This window comes from Limnohabitans sp. 2KL-27 (assembly GCF_001269345.1).
Lineage (GTDB): Bacteria > Pseudomonadota > Gammaproteobacteria > Burkholderiales > Burkholderiaceae_C > Limnohabitans_A.
In genome coordinates, this window is the sequence record NZ_CXOP01000002.1 from 1,364,259 (window position 1) to 1,379,438 (window position 15,180).

General features: G+C 61.3%; 17 protein-coding genes. 16 read left to right on the top strand and 1 reads right to left on the bottom strand.

Annotated elements, in window-relative coordinates; genetic code table 11:
• The first annotated feature begins 123 nt into the window (after positions 1–123).
• The 5 genes from LHAB_RS09395 to LHAB_RS09415 are packed head-to-tail and all read left to right on the top strand — an operon-like array spanning position 124 to position 4,555.
• The gene (locus tag LHAB_RS09395) at positions 124–1,059 is read left to right on the top strand and encodes an amidohydrolase family protein (protein WP_304438214.1); all 936 of its coding nucleotides are present in this window, start codon (positions 124–126) and stop codon (positions 1,057–1,059) included.
• Complete coding sequence (gene ligA, locus LHAB_RS09400; RefSeq protein WP_090045684.1) at positions 1,059–1,517, top strand: protocatechuate 4,5-dioxygenase subunit alpha; 459 nt, start codon at positions 1,059–1,061, stop codon at positions 1,515–1,517. The genes LHAB_RS09395 and ligA overlap by 1 nt, the downstream gene beginning before the upstream one ends.
• A gap of 2 nt (positions 1,518–1,519) precedes the next feature.
• On the top strand, positions 1,520–2,398 hold the full coding sequence (locus LHAB_RS09405) for a class III extradiol dioxygenase subunit beta (protein ID WP_090045687.1): 879 nt from the start codon (positions 1,520–1,522) through the stop codon (positions 2,396–2,398).
• Between the two features lie 18 nt (positions 2,399–2,416).
• On the top strand, positions 2,417–3,373 hold the full coding sequence (locus LHAB_RS09410; protein ID WP_090045690.1) for a Gfo/Idh/MocA family oxidoreductase: 957 nt from the start codon (positions 2,417–2,419) through the stop codon (positions 3,371–3,373).
• A 3-nt stretch (positions 3,374–3,376) separates the two neighbouring features.
• Positions 3,377–4,555 carry an MFS transporter gene (locus LHAB_RS09415; RefSeq protein ID WP_090045692.1) on the top strand — a complete coding sequence of 393 codons (1,179 nt, stop codon included), beginning with the start codon at positions 3,377–3,379 and terminating at the stop codon, positions 4,553–4,555.
• 11 nt (positions 4,556–4,566) lie between these two features.
• On the opposite strand, the gene LHAB_RS09420 is transcribed toward LHAB_RS09415, so the two are convergent.
• The gene (locus LHAB_RS09420) at positions 4,567–5,751 is read right to left on the bottom strand and encodes an MFS transporter (protein ID WP_228763401.1); all 1,185 of its coding nucleotides are present in this window, start codon (positions 5,749–5,751) and stop codon (positions 4,567–4,569) included.
• Positions 5,752–5,900: 149 nt separating this feature from the next.
• On the opposite strand from LHAB_RS09420, the gene aroE reads away from it, so the two are divergent.
• The 11 genes from aroE to LHAB_RS09475 all read left to right on the top strand — a co-directional run bounded on the left by aroE (position 5,901) and on the right by LHAB_RS09475 (position 15,136).
• Positions 5,901–6,734 carry a shikimate dehydrogenase gene (gene aroE / locus LHAB_RS09425; RefSeq protein ID WP_090045697.1) on the top strand — a complete coding sequence of 278 codons (834 nt, stop codon included), beginning with the start codon at positions 5,901–5,903 and terminating at the stop codon, positions 6,732–6,734.
• Between the two features lie 7 nt (positions 6,735–6,741).
• Complete coding sequence (locus LHAB_RS09430; RefSeq protein WP_228763402.1) at positions 6,742–6,972, top strand: ATP-binding protein; 231 nt, start codon at positions 6,742–6,744, stop codon at positions 6,970–6,972.
• 40 nt (positions 6,973–7,012) lie between these two features.
• Positions 7,013–7,705 (top strand): TetR/AcrR family transcriptional regulator, encoded by a 693-nt coding sequence (locus tag LHAB_RS09435; protein WP_090045701.1) that lies wholly within the window; start codon positions 7,013–7,015, stop codon positions 7,703–7,705.
• A 100-nt stretch (positions 7,706–7,805) separates the two neighbouring features.
• Complete coding sequence (locus tag LHAB_RS09440) at positions 7,806–8,339, top strand: TRAP transporter small permease (protein ID WP_090047862.1); 534 nt, start codon at positions 7,806–7,808, stop codon at positions 8,337–8,339.
• 19 nt (positions 8,340–8,358) lie between these two features.
• Entirely contained in the window at positions 8,359–9,636 is a 1,278-nt protein-coding gene (locus LHAB_RS09445; protein ID WP_090045704.1) for a TRAP transporter large permease subunit, read from the top strand.
• A gap of 88 nt (positions 9,637–9,724) precedes the next feature.
• A complete protein-coding gene (locus LHAB_RS09450; RefSeq protein WP_090045707.1) occupies positions 9,725–10,720 on the top strand; it encodes a TRAP transporter substrate-binding protein in 996 nt (331 codons plus the stop codon).
• Between the two features lie 100 nt (positions 10,721–10,820).
• Positions 10,821–11,261 (top strand): type II 3-dehydroquinate dehydratase, encoded by a 441-nt coding sequence (aroQ, locus tag LHAB_RS09455; protein WP_090045709.1) that lies wholly within the window; start codon positions 10,821–10,823, stop codon positions 11,259–11,261.
• Between the two features lie 28 nt (positions 11,262–11,289).
• Positions 11,290–12,123: a shikimate dehydrogenase family protein gene (locus tag LHAB_RS09460; RefSeq protein ID WP_090045711.1), complete on the top strand. Its 834-nt coding sequence runs from the start codon at positions 11,290–11,292 to the stop codon at positions 12,121–12,123.
• 43 nt (positions 12,124–12,166) lie between these two features.
• Positions 12,167–13,042 (top strand): 4-hydroxyphenylpyruvate dioxygenase, encoded by an 876-nt coding sequence (locus LHAB_RS09465; protein WP_090047864.1) that lies wholly within the window; start codon positions 12,167–12,169, stop codon positions 13,040–13,042.
• Between the two features lie 8 nt (positions 13,043–13,050).
• Positions 13,051–13,932, top strand: a complete 882-nt coding sequence (locus LHAB_RS09470) for a sugar phosphate isomerase/epimerase family protein (RefSeq protein ID WP_090045713.1) — start codon at positions 13,051–13,053, stop codon at positions 13,930–13,932.
• Between the two features lie 199 nt (positions 13,933–14,131).
• Positions 14,132–15,136 (top strand): aldo/keto reductase, encoded by a 1,005-nt coding sequence (locus LHAB_RS09475; RefSeq protein ID WP_090045715.1) that lies wholly within the window; start codon positions 14,132–14,134, stop codon positions 15,134–15,136.
• Positions 15,137–15,180 lie beyond the last annotated feature (44 nt).

A 15,180-nucleotide genomic window follows, 5' to 3' on the forward strand; every position in this document is an offset into this window, starting at 1 on the left:
GGGTGATACGCGGCTGCGGCCGTGCCGGGGCTCATCAGTCCTTCGGCCAGCAAATCGCCCCAACACGGCCACAGCCGCGCATCGCAGTGAGCGATGGCCTTTTGCATGAACAGGAGAAGACAAGTGAGCAAACCCACGACAGGTGATTTCACCAAAACCGCAGGCTGGATGGACTGGTACAGCGGTCCTTCCCAGCCCACATTCAAGCTGCCTGAAGGCGCGGTGGACGCCCACTGCCATGTGTTTGGCCCGGGCGCTGAGTTCCCCTACGCCCCTGAGCGCAAGTACACGCCTTGCGATGCGTCCAAGCACCAGTTGTATGCGCTGCGCGACCACCTGGGCTTTGCCCGCAATGTGGTGGTGCAAGCCACTTGCCACGGCGCCGACAACCGCGCCATGGTCGATGCCTTGGTTCATTCCGGCGGCAAAGCCCGTGGCGTGGCCACCGTCAAGCGCAGCGTGACCGACGACGAGATCCAGGCCATGCACGACGCCGGTGTGCGCGGCGTGCGCTTCAACTTCGTCAAGCGCTTGGTGGATTTCACCCCCAAGGACGAGTTGATGGAAATCGCAGGCCGCATCCAAAAATGGGGCTGGCATGTGGTGATTTATTTTGAAGCGGTGGACCTGCCCGAGCTGTGGGACTTTTTCACCGCCTTGCCCACCACCGTGGTGGTGGACCACATGGGCCGCCCCGATGTGTCACTGCCTGTGGATGGCCCGCAGTTTGCGCTGTTCCAAAAGTTCATGCGGGAGCACAAAAACGTGTGGAGCAAAGTGTCTTGCCCTGAGCGTTTGTCGGTGACGGGCCCGAAAGCGTTGAAGGGTGAGCCAAACGCTTACCAAGACGTGATCCCCTTTGCGAGGCGCATCGTCGAGGAGTTTCCCGATCGCGTGCTGTGGGGCACCGATTGGCCGCACCCCAACCTGAAAGACCACATGCCCGACGACGGCCTGTTGGTGGACTTCATCCCGCACATTGCCCCCACGGCCGAGTTGCAACGGCAACTGCTGGTGGACAACCCGATGCGCTTGTACTGGCCCGAGGAGAAAAACTGATGGCGCTCGATAAACCCTACACCGACGTGCCCGGCACGATCATTTTTGACGCCGAGCAATCGCGCAAAGGCTACTGGCTCAACCAGTTTTGCATGTCGCTCATGAAAGCCGACAACCGTGAACGGTTCAAAGCCGACGAGCGCGCTTATCTGGACGAGTGGCCAATGAGCGAAGAGCAAAAGCAGGCGGTGCTCGCGCGCGACCTGAACTGGTGCATGCGCACCGGTGGCAACATTTACTTTCTCGCCAAGATCGGTGCGACCGACGGTAAAAGCTTCCAGCAAATGGCAGGCTCCATGACCGGCATGACCGAAGAGGAATACCGCAACATGATGATCGCAGGCGGCCGCAGCATCGAGGGCAACCGCTACATCGGCGAAAACGGCAGCGCCCAAGCGCAAAACCAACCGCAAGGCGCAGCCGGGCGACAGTCCATCGCAGCCGGGAAGAAAGCATAAACATGGCCAAAATCACCGCATCTGTTTTCACTTCGCACGTGCCCGCCATCGGCGCGGCCATGGACCTGGGTAAAACGAAGGAAGACTATTGGAAGCCACTTTTCGCAGGCTACGACTTCTCCAAGCAATGGATGAAGGACAACAAGCCCGACGTGATCTTTCTGGTCTACAACGACCACGCCACAGCCTTCAGCCTGGACCTGATCCCCACTTTTGCCATCGGCACGGCTGCCCAATACCAACCCGCCGATGAAGGCTGGGGCCCGCGCCCTGTGCCGGTGGTCCAAGGCCACCCTGCGCTGGCCTCGCACATCGCGCAGTCGGTCATCCAGCAAGACTTTGACCTGACCATCGTCAACAAGATGGACGTGGACCATGGCCTCACGGTGCCGCTGTCCTTGATGTGCGGCGAGCTCGACCCGGTGAAAGACGCCTGGCCTTGCCCCGTGATCCCGTTCGCGGTGAATGTGGTGCAGTACCCCGTGCCCAGCGGCCAGCGCTGCTTCAATCTGGGGCAAGCCATCCGCAAAGCGGTCGAGAGCTACGACGAAGACCTCAATGTTCACATCTGGGGCACGGGCGGGATGAGCCACCAGCTGCAAGGCGCGCGAGCGGGCTTGATCAACCGCGAGTGGGACAACGCCTGGCTCGACCAGCTGATCCGCGACCCGGCCGCAGCCGCTGCGACGCCGCACATCGACTACGTGCGCGAAGCGGGCAGCGAAGGCATCGAGCTGGTCATGTGGCTGATTGCCCGCGGCGCCATGGGCGACATCGAGGGCGGCAAGGCCACTGGCCCCGCGCCCAAACTGCGTCACCGCTTCTACCATGTGCCTGCCAGCAACACGGCGGTGGGGCACGTCATTCTTGAAAACACCTGAATTTCTGGAGTCAGCAACATGAGCAAAACCATCCAAGTCGCCCTCGCAGGCGCTGGTGCCTTTGGCATCAAACACCTCGACGGCATCCAGAACATCGATGGCGTCAAAGTCGTCTCCTTGATCGGTCGCGAGTTCGGCAAAACCAAAGAGGTGGCCGACAAATACGGCATTGGCCATGTCACCACCGACTTGAACGAATCGCTGGCCTTGAAAGACGTCGATGCCGTCATCCTGTGCACGCCCACGCAAATGCACGCCAGCCAGACGCTGGCTTGCCTGAAGGCGGGCAAGCATGTGCAGGTGGAGATCCCGCTGTGCGATGTGTACGCCGAAGGCCAAGAGGTGCTGCGCGTGCAGCAGCAAACCGGTCTGGTGGCCATGGTGGGCCACACCCGCCGCTTCAACCCCAGCCACCAGTGGGTGAATCACAAAATCCAGGCCGGTGAATTCAACATCCAACAGATGGATGTGCAAACCTATTTCTTTCGCCGCACCAACATGAACGCGCTGGGCCAGGCCCGCAGCTGGACCGACCACCTGCTGTGGCACCACGCGGCCCACACGGTGGACCTGTTCGCGTACCAGTGCGGCAGCCCTATCGTCAAAGCCAATGCGGTTCAAGGCCCGATCCACCCCACACTCGGCATCGCCATGGACATGAGCATCCAGCTCCAAGCAGCCAACGGCGCAATCTGCACACTCAGCTTGAGCTTCAACAACGATGGCCCACTGGGCACTTACTTCCGCTACATCGGTGACACGGGCACCTATCTGGCGCGTTACGACGACCTGTTCACGGGCAAGGAAGAAAAAATCGATGTGTCGCAAGTGGCCGTGTCCATGAACGGCATCGAGTTGCAAGACCGTGAATTCTTTGCTGCGATCAAAGAGGGCCGCGAGCCTAACAGCTCGATTGCCCAGGTGCTGCCGTGTTACCAGGTCTTGCACGATCTGGAACAGCAGCTGAATGCTTGAACGATGAACACTGCGCACGCTGAGCGCAACAGCTTGCGCGTGATGGGCTTGGCAGGTTTTGCCAGCATGGCCTCGATGCGTTTGTGCGACCCGATGCTGGTGGTGCTGGGGCAGGAGTTCCAGGTCACCACGGGCGAGGCTTCTCTGGTGGTCTCGGCTTTTGCCGTGGCTTATGGCGTGCTCCAATTGTTTTACGGGCCCTTGGGGGACCGTTTTGGCAAGTTGCGTGTCATCTCTTTGGCGGTTCTGGCCTGCGCGGTGTTCAGTGCCATCACCAGCATGGCGTCTGATCTCAGCTTGCTGATCGTCATGCGCGGTTTCATGGGGGCAGCGGCAGCGGGCATCATTCCACTGTCCATGGCATGGATCGGCGACCAGGTGGCCTACGATCGCAGGCAGGAGACGCTGGCCAAACTGATGGGCTATACCGTCAGCGGCATGATGGTCGGCCTGTGGTTTGGTGGCTTTGCGGCAGAGCACTTGGGGTGGCGCGCTGCATTCGCTGTGGTGTCCGGGCTCTTCGCTATCGCCGCCTGGATGCTTTGGCGCAAATTGCGCAGCACACCTGCCTCCGTTTCAGCTTCTGGATCCGGCAGTTTCTTGGCTTACTTTGCCAACTCGGTTCAGATGCTGCGCACCGCGCGTGTTCGGCATGTGATGACGGTCACCGCCATTGAGGGCGCATTGGTGTTTGGCGCCATGGCCTTCATTCCCACCCATTTGCACCAGCAGTTTGACATGAGCGTGGTTCTGGCTGGCTCGGTCATGATGCTTTACGGAGTGGGTGGTTTGGTCTACAGCCAGATGGCCAAGCGCTGGCTGGGCTGGCTGGGCGGGGAGCGTGGCTTGGTCAGAGCAGGCGTTGTCTGCATTGCGGTGGGATTGCTCACGCTGGCATGGGCGCATGGAATTGCCCTGGGCATGCTGGGTTGCCTGGCCACGGGGTTTGGTTTTTACATGCTCCACAACACCTTGCAGGTTCAGGCCACCCAAATGGCCCCGGCCTCTCGGGGTACCGCCGTCACCTTGTTTGCCTGTTCTCTGTTCTTTGGCCAATCCACCGGCGTGGTGCTGATGGCGCAGGCCGTTGACCTGGACTGGTTACCCCAGGCGTTCACGGCAGCTGCTGTGGGTGTTTTGCTGCTGGGGGGTGTTATTTTCAAGCTGGTGGGACGGCACTGAACCAGCAAGCTTCAGGTTTCTTTCAGGAGGGGCCGCAGGGCCCACAAGCCCAGCACGGGGCCGGGGGCGAGGAGCCACAAGGCCATGCTGCCCCAGTGCTGCACAGCCCAGCCCAGCAGCAAGATGCTGAGCACGGTGATCAAAAAGCCCACACCGTTTTGCAGTACCAAGGCGCTGCCCAGCCACTGCGGCGGCGCGTATTGCGACGACATGGCTGAAAACTGCGGTGAGTCGGCCACCACGCAAATGCCCCAAAACAGCAAGGCCCCCAGTTGCACCAGGGGCCAGGTGTCGGGAATGAAGGGGTAGCCCAGGCACATCAGGCCCGATGCGGCCAAGGCTGTGGCCGCCACCCGCGCACTGCCCACGCGGCGGCTCCACATGCCGCCCAGCACGCAACCGAAAAAGCCCACGCCGATGGCCGCAAAACTCACCAGCGCCACCGACGGCGCCCAGCCGTAGCCCGCAGCCACCAGTGAGCGGCTGATCGGCACGCTCAGCCAAGGCAGGACGCTCCAGAAGGCATACAGCTCCCACATGTGGCCAAAGTAGCCCAGCGCCGATGCGCGAAAGCCCCGCACCGCCAGGACCTCGCGCAAGGCCTGGGTGTTCAGGCGAACGGGGGAAGGGGCTGTGGGTTGACTCGGAGAAGCGGCCTGCTTGGGCGGCGGGCCCATCCAGGCCACCAGCGCCGCACCCAACAAGGCCAGCACCGACGAGCCCAGCAGCACCTCGGGCCAAGGCCAGCTCTGGCCAAGAGCCCGCAAACCGTGCGGCATGGCCGTGCCCAAGGTCAGCATGCCCACCAGCCAGCCCAAGGCTGCGGCCGGTTTGCTGCCCACGCGCTGCACCAGCATCTTCATGCCCAGCGGGTAGCTGCCGGCCAGGCACATGCCCACGACAAAGCGCAGGCAACAGAACACCCCGTAATCGGTCACGCCCCAGGTGACGGCGGCGTTCGCCATCGCCCCCAGCGAACTGCACACCACAAAAATACGCGTGGCTTGAAAGCGGTCGGCCGCGCCGCTGAACGCAAACGCCAGGGTGCCCGCAATGAAACCCAGCTGGGTGGCGGCCAACAGCCAGCCAAAAGAAGTGGCGCTCAGTTGCCACGCCTGCATCAGGCTGTCGGCCACCCCGCTGGGGCTGAACCACAGCGAGGTGCTCAGGCACTGGGCCAGAACAATGACGGCCACCGCCAGGGAGGGTTGAGGGACGGCAGGAGGAAGGGTCGGTGGCGTGGCGATCACTTCAAAAGTATATCGACCATCATTCCAGAGTGACTTCGTCAGCGCGAGTTCAGGTGACGCTAAGATCCTCTGAAAAGCCATCTGGACATTTCCCCATGACCGACCGTTACGCCGTCATCGGCAACCCCATCGAACAAAGCAAATCGCCCCTCATCCACACCGCCTTTGCACAGGTCACGGGGCAGGACATCGAGTACACCAAGCTGCTGGCCCCTTTGGGCGGTTTTGCCGCGGTGGTGGACGCGTTTCGCGCCAGTGGCGGGCGGGGCATGAACGTTACCGCCCCCTTCAAACTCGATGCCTTTGCCTACGCCACCGACCTGGCCCCCAGCGCCCAAATGGCGGGGGCGGTGAATGCGCTGAAGTTCGAGGGCGCCAGGGTCTATGCGGAAAACTTTGACGGCGTGGGCTTGGTGCGCGACTTGGTGCACAACCTGGCCTGCCCGCTCAAAGGGCGACGCGTGTTGATTTTGGGTGCGGGCGGCGCCACGCGAGGCGCTTTGCTGCCCTTGCTGGCCGAGCAGCCTGCCGAGCTGGTGATCGTGAACCGCACGGTGGCCAAGGCGCAAGCGTTGGCGGCCTTGGCGCAGCAGCATCAAACTGGCCAAGTGCCCGTGCAGGGGCTGGGTTATGCCCACTTGCAGGGGGAGGCGTTTGACGTGGTACTCAACGCCAGCTCGTCCAGCCTCACGGCCGAGTTGCCGCCTTTGCCTGCCAGCGTGTTTGCGCCCGGGTGCTTGGCCTATGACCTGACCTACGGCAAAGGCCTCACACCATTTTTGAAGCTGGCGCAGCAAGCGGGCGTCACGCAACTGGCCGACGGCGTGGGCATGCTGGCCGAGCAAGCGGCGGAGGCGTTTGCTTGGTGGCGTGGGGTTCGACCCGACACGTCGACAGTCATTCGCCAAATCACGGTAGCGCTGGTTTGATGCGCTGTTGATCTTGTTGCCGAACATCGACGCTCAGCGCTGCACCGGTTGTGGCTGGTGTGTGGCGGTGTGTCCACCGCACGTGCTGAGCTTGCAGGTCGTGGCCTGGCGCAAGCGTTCGGTGCTGCACGGTCCAGAAGCTTGCACCGGCTGCAGCCTGTGCGCTCGGCGTTGCCCGTTTGGGGTGATCACCATGGCCCAAGCACCCATGACCCCAGCCGATGAGTTGAAGGGCTGAAAAGGCTTGCCGAGCGCTGCGGGCGATCTATACTCACCAAATGAACCAAATGGTACATTCAGACAACAGCCAAGCGGTCGAAACCGAGCCGGGCAGGGAGTCGGGCCGCACCAACGACCCGGCCCGCACCATGGCCGAGATCCTCACAGTGGCCACGCACGAGTTTGCCGACAAGGGCCTCTCGGGCGCGCGCATCGACGCCATTGCAGCGGCCACGCGCACCAGCAAGCGCATGATCTATTACTACTTCGGCAGCAAGGACGGCTTGTACCTGGCAGTGCTCGAAGAGGCTTACCGCCGCATGCGCGCCATCGAGTCGGACTTGCACCTGGACGACTTGCCGCCTGTGCAGGCGCTGCAAAAGCTGGTGGAGTTCACCTATGACCACCACCGGGACAACGAGGACTTTATACGGCTGGTGATGAACGAGAACATCCAGCGCGGTGACTATTTGCGGCAAAGTCAGAGCATTCAGGCGCTCAACACCAATGCCATTGCCTCCGTGAAAGCGGTGTACGACCGGGGCGTGGCGCATGGCGTGTTCAGGGAAGGGCTGGACCCGGTGGACATCCACTCGGCGATTTCGGCTTTCACGTTTTTCAACGTCTCCAACCGCCACACCTTTGGCCTGATCTTTCAGGACCGAGCCAGCCAAGACAAGGCCAACACGCTCAAGCGGGTCCACGTGGTCGAGTTGATTCTGCGTTTTGTCAGCCATTCGATTCCGGCATAACTGCTAGCGTCAGATGGCATCGATTGATCAGGGTAATCACTGATCCCCTAAAAACTAACCAGTTCGTACATTATGGGCAGTCCTTTCATGGAGCGTTGTGGTGGTTCAAAAATTCATTGACGGGTTTTGCAAAGTCCTGAGCGTGGTCATTGCCCTGTGTCTGGCGGTGATGGTCGTTCTGGTGTTTGGCAACGTGGTCATGCGCTATGGCTTCAACTCGGGCATCACTTTGTCCGAAGAACTGTCGCGCTGGCTGTTTGTCTGGATGACCTTCATGGGCGCGGTCATCGCCTTGAAGGAGCATGGTCATCTGGGCACCGACATGCTGGTAGGCCGACTGGGGCCTGCGGGCAAAAAGTTTTGCTTGGGCTTGTCCTACCTTGCCATGCTGTTCATCTGCTGGCTGCTGTTCAAAGGGGCTTACCAGCAGACCGTGATCAACCTGGGCAGCACCAGCGCGGTGATGGAAGTGACCATGGCCTGGGTGTATGCCCCCGGGGTGGTGTTTGCGTTATTGGCCGGCCTGATCTTGCTGACCGAGTTGTTCCGATTGCTCACCGGTCAAGTGCGCGACGCAGACCTGGTCATGGTCAAAGAATCTGAAGAGTCCCCCCACGGCTCGGACAAAGCCTGAGCACGCTGGAGACAACGACATGACGATTGCCATTTTTGTTTTTTCTCTGCTGGGTGCGATGGCCATTGGCATCCCGATCGCTTTTTCATTGCTGATCTGCGGTGTGGCCTTGATGTGGCATCTGAACATGTTCGATGCCCAGATCCTGGCGCAAAACCTGCTGGAAGGCGCCAACAGTTTCCCTTTGTTGGCGGTGCCCTTTTTCATGCTGGCGGGCGAGATCATGAACGCAGGCGGCTTGTCTCGCCGCATCGTGAACTTTGCGATGGCCTGCGTGGGCCACATCAAAGGGGGCTTGGGTTACGTGACCATCATGGCCGCCGTGATCATGGCGGCGCTGTCGGGCTCCGCCGTGGCCGATGCGGCGGCGCTGTCGGCCCTGCTTTTGCCCATGATGGTGGCGGCCGGCCACGACCGCGCCCGTTCGGCGGGGCTGATCGCCTCGGCCGGCATCATCGCCCCGGTGATCCCGCCCAGCATTGGCTTTGTGATCTTTGGCGTGGCGGGCAACGTGTCCATTTCCAAGCTCTTCATGGCCGGTATCGTGCCCGGCATCCTGCTGGGCGCTTCCTTGTGGGTCACCTGGTGGTGGCTGGCGCGCCGTGAAATGGTGCAGGTGCCGCCCCGCAAATCCATGGGCGAGATCATGGTGGCCATGCGCGAAGCCACTTGGGCTTTGGTGATGCCGCTCATCGTCGTCTTTGGTCTGAAGTTCGGGGTGTTCACCCCCACCGAAGCGGCGGTGGTGGCGGCGGTTTACGCCTTGTTCATTGCCACCTTCGTTTACCGTGAATTGGGCCTGAAAGACCTGTACCCCTTGTTTGTGAGCTCGGCCAAAACCAGCGCCATCGTGATGTTTTTGGTGGCTGCGGCCATGGTCTCGGCCTGGCTCATCACGGTCGCCAATTTGCCCGCCCAGTTGATCGAGATTTTGCAACCCATGCTCGACAGCCCCCGCTTGCTCATGTTCACCATCATGGTGATCATCATTGTGATCGGCACAGCGCTCGACATGACGCCCACCATTTTGCTCTTGACCCCGGTGCTCATGCCGGTGGTCAAGGCCGCAGGGATCGACCCGGTGTACTTCGGGGTGCTGTTCATCATCAATTGCGCCATTGGCCTGATCACGCCGCCGGTGGGCACGGTGCTCAATGCCGTGGCGGGCGTCGGAAAAATCAGCATGGACGAGGTGACCCGGGGTGTCATGCCTTTCATGATCGCCCAGTTCACCATCATGTTCGCCATGGTGGCTTTCCCGGCCTTGGTGATGGTGCCAGCCCGTTGGTTCTATTGATTCCCGGGAGTGGTTGTCTGATCGGGTACGCCTGACAACTCTCCCTTTGATGCACAGCGTACGTCCTTCTTTTTTCTGGAGACCCATCATGAAACGTGTATTCATCAAGTCCTTGATCGCCACTGTGGCCTTGGCCGCCATGGGCGTGGCTTCTGCGCAAGACAGGACCATCAAGTTCGCCAACCAGAACGCGGCGGGTCACCCCATCGTCCAAGGCATGGAGAAGTTCAAGGAGATCGTCGAGAAGCAGTCCGGCGGCAAACTCAAGGTCAACCTGTTCCCCGGCGGTGCGTTGGGCAGCGACCAGGCCAACGTTTCGGCCATCCAAGGGGGCACCCTGGAGATGGCCTCGATGAACTCGGGCATCTTTGCCTCCCAGGTCAAGGACTTCGCCGTGTTTGACTTCCCCTTCCTGTTCGCCAGCGGCCAAGAAGCCGATGTGGTGGTGGATGGGGCCTTTGGCAAAAAGATGCACGCCAAACTGGAAGAAAAAGGGCTGGTCGGTCTGGGCTACTACGAGCTGGGCTTTCGCAACCTGACCAATGGCCGCCGCGCCATCAACAAGGTCTCGGACATCGAGGGCCTGAAGCTGCGCGTGATCCCCAACCCGATCAACGTGGACTGGGTCAAGGCCTTGGGTGCCAACCCCACACCCCTGCCGTTCCCTGAGCTGTACGCCGCTCTGGAGCAAAAGGCCGTGGACGGCCAGGAAAACCCCGTGGCCACCATCAACGGTGCCAAGTTGTACGAAGTGCAAAAACACCTGACCTTGACCGGTCACCAGTACAACCCCCAGTCGATCGTGATCAGCAAGAAGTTCTGGGACACCCTGTCGGCCGCAGACAAGAAAATCCTGAGTGACGCCGCTGCCGAGTCGTCCAAGTTCCAACGCGCCCAGGCCCGTGCCCAGGAAGCGAGCTTGCTGGAGAACCTGAAAAAAGGGGGCATGCAAGTGACCACCTTGCCCGCAGCCGAAGTGGCCATCTTGCGCGAGAAGATGAAGCCTGTGATTGCCAAGCACGGCGAGCCGATTGCGGCCACCGTGGCCGAGTTGCAAGCCGAGCTGGCCAAGCTGCGCAAGTGATGGTTTGTGGCATTCACGCCGTCTGGACGGCGTGAATGCCCCATATGCGGGGGGTCAACTGCAGAGGTTGACCCCATGTTTAATTGTTTCTGGAGTCCCCATGAAAGTCTTGATGCTGCACGGCGTGAACCACAACATGTTCGGCCAACGCGATCCCCAGCAATACGGCACCATCACCCTCGATGAGATCAATGCCAGCTTGCAAAAACTGGGCAAGGAGTTGGGCGCCGAAGTCGCGTGCTACCAGACCAACCACGAAGGTGACATGTGCGAGCGCATTCACCAGGCCTATTTCGACCAGGTCGATGCCGTGCTGATCAACGCCGGTGCCTGGACGCATTACAGCTATGCCATCCGCGATGCCTTGGCCGTGTTGACGTGCCCCATCGTGGAGTTGCACATGTCCAACATCCACGCACGCGAAGAATTTCGCCACAAATCGGTGTTTGCCGAAATCGTCAAAGGCCAGATCTGCGGCTTTGGTGCAGACAGTTATTTGCTGGCCCTGCGCGCAGGCGTGTCGGCGGCCCAAGCCGCTTGATGCGTCCGACTTCCCCCTTGTCCCTTCCATGATCAACGGCAACACCGAACTCATCGCCCACATCGGCTACCCGACGCACACCTTCAAGTCGCCGATGATCTACAACCCGTACTTCGAGGAAGCGGGCATCAACGCCGTGGTGGTGCCCATGGGCTGTCAAGCTCAAAACTACCCGCTGTTCCTGAAGTCCGTGTTCACCCTGGAGAACATCCGGGGCGCCTTGATCACCATGCCGCACAAAGTGAGCACCGTGGGCTTGCTCGATGCAGTCACTGCCACCGTGCGCGTGGCCGGCGCCTGCAACGCGGTCAAGCGGCTGGCCGATGGCCGACTGGTGGGCGACATGTTCGACGGTGCCGGTTTTGTGCGCGGGGTGCAGCGCAAGGGTTTTGATTTGACCGGCAAAAGAGTCCTGGTTGTGGGCACAGGCGGCGTGGGCTGTGCGATTGCGGCCTCTTTGGCAGGCGCCGGGATTGCCGCCATCGGCCTGTTCGATTTGAATACGGCCGGCTGTGAGGCGCTGGCTCAGCGGCTGAAAGAAAACTACCCGAAGATCGATGTGCGCACAGGCGATCGTGACCCTGCAGGCCACGATCTGGTCGTCAACGCCACGCCCCTGGGCATGAACGAAGGCGATCCGCTGCCCTTGGATGTGTCGCGCCTGTCGCCCAACACTTTTGTGGGTGAAGTCGTGATGAAAGCCGAGACCACCGCATTTTTGGCTGCAGCGCAGGCCCGCGGCTGCCGAACCCAAGTCGGCACCGACATGCTGTACGAGCAGATCCCGGCTTACCTGGAGTATTTTGGTTTGCCCACGACCACCGCCGATGTGCTGCGCCGTGTGGCCCAACTGAGTTATTGAACCTGTGTCCGATGGCGAGGAATCGCCTGACTGGAGCCCCGAGATGACCTTGAACCCAGCACACCGCGAAGCCGTTCCCGAGATGCCCAACCGCTTGGGCATTGCGGGCATTGAATTCATCGAATACGCCACCAGTCGCCCGCAGGCGCTGGGTCAGGTGTTTGAAAACATGGGCTTTCGACCTGTGGGCCGCCACCGTTCGCGTGAAGTCACGCTGTACCGGCAGGGGGCCATGAATCTGGTGGTCAATGCCAGCCCGGATGACGCCCGCGTCAGCGGCACGGTCGACGGCCAGCCGGTGATCTCGGCCGTGGCCTTTCGGGTTCAGGACGCCCTCAAGGCGCACACCCGCTGCCTGGATTTGGGCGCCTGGAAGGTGGACAGCCACGCGCAGGCCATGGAGCTGCACATCCCAGCCATCCACGGCCCGGGTGGTAGCCGCTTTTACTTTGTGGACCGCTGGCAAGAGTTCTCGATCTACGACATCGACTTCAAACCCATTCCCACGGTAGACCCCAACCCCCCTGCGCTGGCCGGCATGAGCTACTTTGGCGTGGTGCAGTACATCGGTGCGGCCCGCAGCGCCGATTGGCAGACCTATTACGAACACATGTTCGACTTCAGCAGCATTCCCGATGAAGAGCGCTTTGGCATCTTGCCCAAGGGCAAGCTGATGAAAAGCCCTTGCGGCACCTTCTTGTGGCAGCTGATTGAGCCCGAGCCGTGGATGGACGCCGACGACAGCCCCGAGTGCTTGCAGCGCATCGGCTTTGGCGTGCCCGATGTGGGGCAGGCCGTGGCTGCGCTCAAGGCGCGCGGCGTGGAGTTTGTCGAATCCACCCAGCTGCACCCCGAAGACCGGGGTGCGCTGACCCGAGCTGCGCTGGGTTCGGTCGCTTTTGAGCTGGTTCACCAGTGAGGCCACGCATGAACATGCTCGACGGCTACGGCATGGACACCATCACCATGGCCGGTACCCTGGAGGCCAAGCTGGCCGCCATGAAAGGTGCTGGGTTTTCTCAGGTGATGTTGATGGCACGAGATCTGGTCACGCATCCGGGGGGTGTAGAGGCCGCTGTGGCGGCGGTACAGGCCAGCGGCATGCGACCCACAGGGTTTCAGGTGCTGCGCGATTTTGAGGGTCTGTCAGGACACCTGCACAGCTACAAACTGGACATCGCCAAAGCCATGCTCCAGATGTGCGCGGCCACCGGCAGCCAAGTCTTGCTGGCGTGCTCGTCCACTTCGCGCCACGCCACGCAAGACCTCGACGCCATCGCTGCCGACCTGAAGAAACTCGCCATGCTGGCGGTACCGCTGGGCATCCAGATCGCTTACGAAGCGCTGTCCTGGGGGCGCACGGTCAACGAATTCACCACCAGCTGGGATGTGGTGTGCCGCGCAGACTGTCCGAATCTGGGCATCGGCATCGACTCCTTCCACATCTTTGCCGCCAAAACCTCGCTGGACGCCATCGATGAGCTGGACCCGTCCAAGATTTTTCTGGTTCAACTGTCCGACTTCATGTGGCAAGAAACCCCCACTTTTGAAGAGCGCATGACCACAGCCCGCACCTTCCGCGTGTTCCCGGGTGAAGGCGTGCACAGCGAGCAGTTGGCCGATCTGGTGCTGCGCCTGGACCGCATTGGCTACCGGGGCGACTACAGCTTTGAGGTCTTCAACGACGACTACCAGCAGCTGCCTCTGGAGACCGTCGCCGAACGCGCCCGGCGCAGCGCTACCTGGCTGCACCAGGACGTGCTGCACAAATCAGCACCGCTGCCGCAGTGGGTCAGCCACAGGTCTTAGGGCCCGTGCACGCTTGCGGAACCGGCACGTGGATCAACGAAACAAGCTCGGTGGCGAGATCACACCAAAATCCGGCCCGATGCCGCCGGATGGTGGCCCAAAGTGGTTTTGGTGGTGTCCACGGATTGATGAGACGGATCACGAGAGAGCGGCCTTTGGGCCGCGCATGGGGGGGCACGCGAGCGCCTAAGATATCGCCATGAACAACCGCCAAATCGCCTCCTTTTCCATCAGCGCCATCGGTCTGGGCTGCATGAACCTCAGCCATGCTTATGGTGCGCCCGTCTCGGCCCAACAGGGCGAGCGTGTGCTGCTCACCGCCCTGGACCAGGGTGTGACATTTTTCGACACCGCCGCGCTCTATGGCTTTGGCGCCAATGAGACCCTGGTCGGCCAAGTGATGAAGCCGCACCGCAATCGCTTCACGCTGGCCAGCAAATGCGGCATGCAGGGCGTGGAACAAAGCGACGGCAGCAAGGTGCGGGTGATTGACGGGCGCCCCGAGACGATCAAAAAGACCTGCGAAGACGCGCTGCGCCGCCTGCAGACCGAGGTGATCGACCTGTATTACCTGCACCGCTGGGACAAGAGCGTGCCCATTGAAGACAGCGTGGGCGCTTTGAGTGACTTGGTGCGCCAGGGCAAGATCCAGACGATTGGCTTGTCCGAAGTGTCGGCCAGCAAGCTGCGCAAAGCCCATGCGGTGCACCCGATTGCGGCGCTGCAAACCGAGTATTCGCTGTGGACGCGCAACCCCGAGATTGCGGTGCTGCAAGCGTGTCGTGAACTGGGCGTGGCCTTTGTGGCCTTCAGTCCTGTGGCGCGGGGCTTTTTGTGCGGCGCGGCTTTGGACGTGGCCGGATTTGACGCCAAGGACATCCGCCGCAGCATGCCGCGTTTCGCGCCCGAGAACTACACCGCCAACCTGAAGCTCTTGCCCGCATACCACGCGCTTGCACAAGAGGCCGGGTGCAGCCCGTCGCAGCTGGCACTGGCTTGGCTGCTGCACCAAGGCCAGGACATCATCCCCATTCCTGGCACCACCTCGGTCGAGCACCTGTTGGACGATTTGGCGGCGGTGAATGTGAAACTGGATGCAGAAATGATGGCTCGCTTGGACGCCTTGATCAACCAGAAAACCGTGGCCGGCGACCGCTACAACGCACAGGCCAACAGCGAAGTCGATACCGAGGTGTTTGGTTGAGTGATCTGTCGTCCTAGGTTTGAGCAGAGGAACCGTTTCATCTG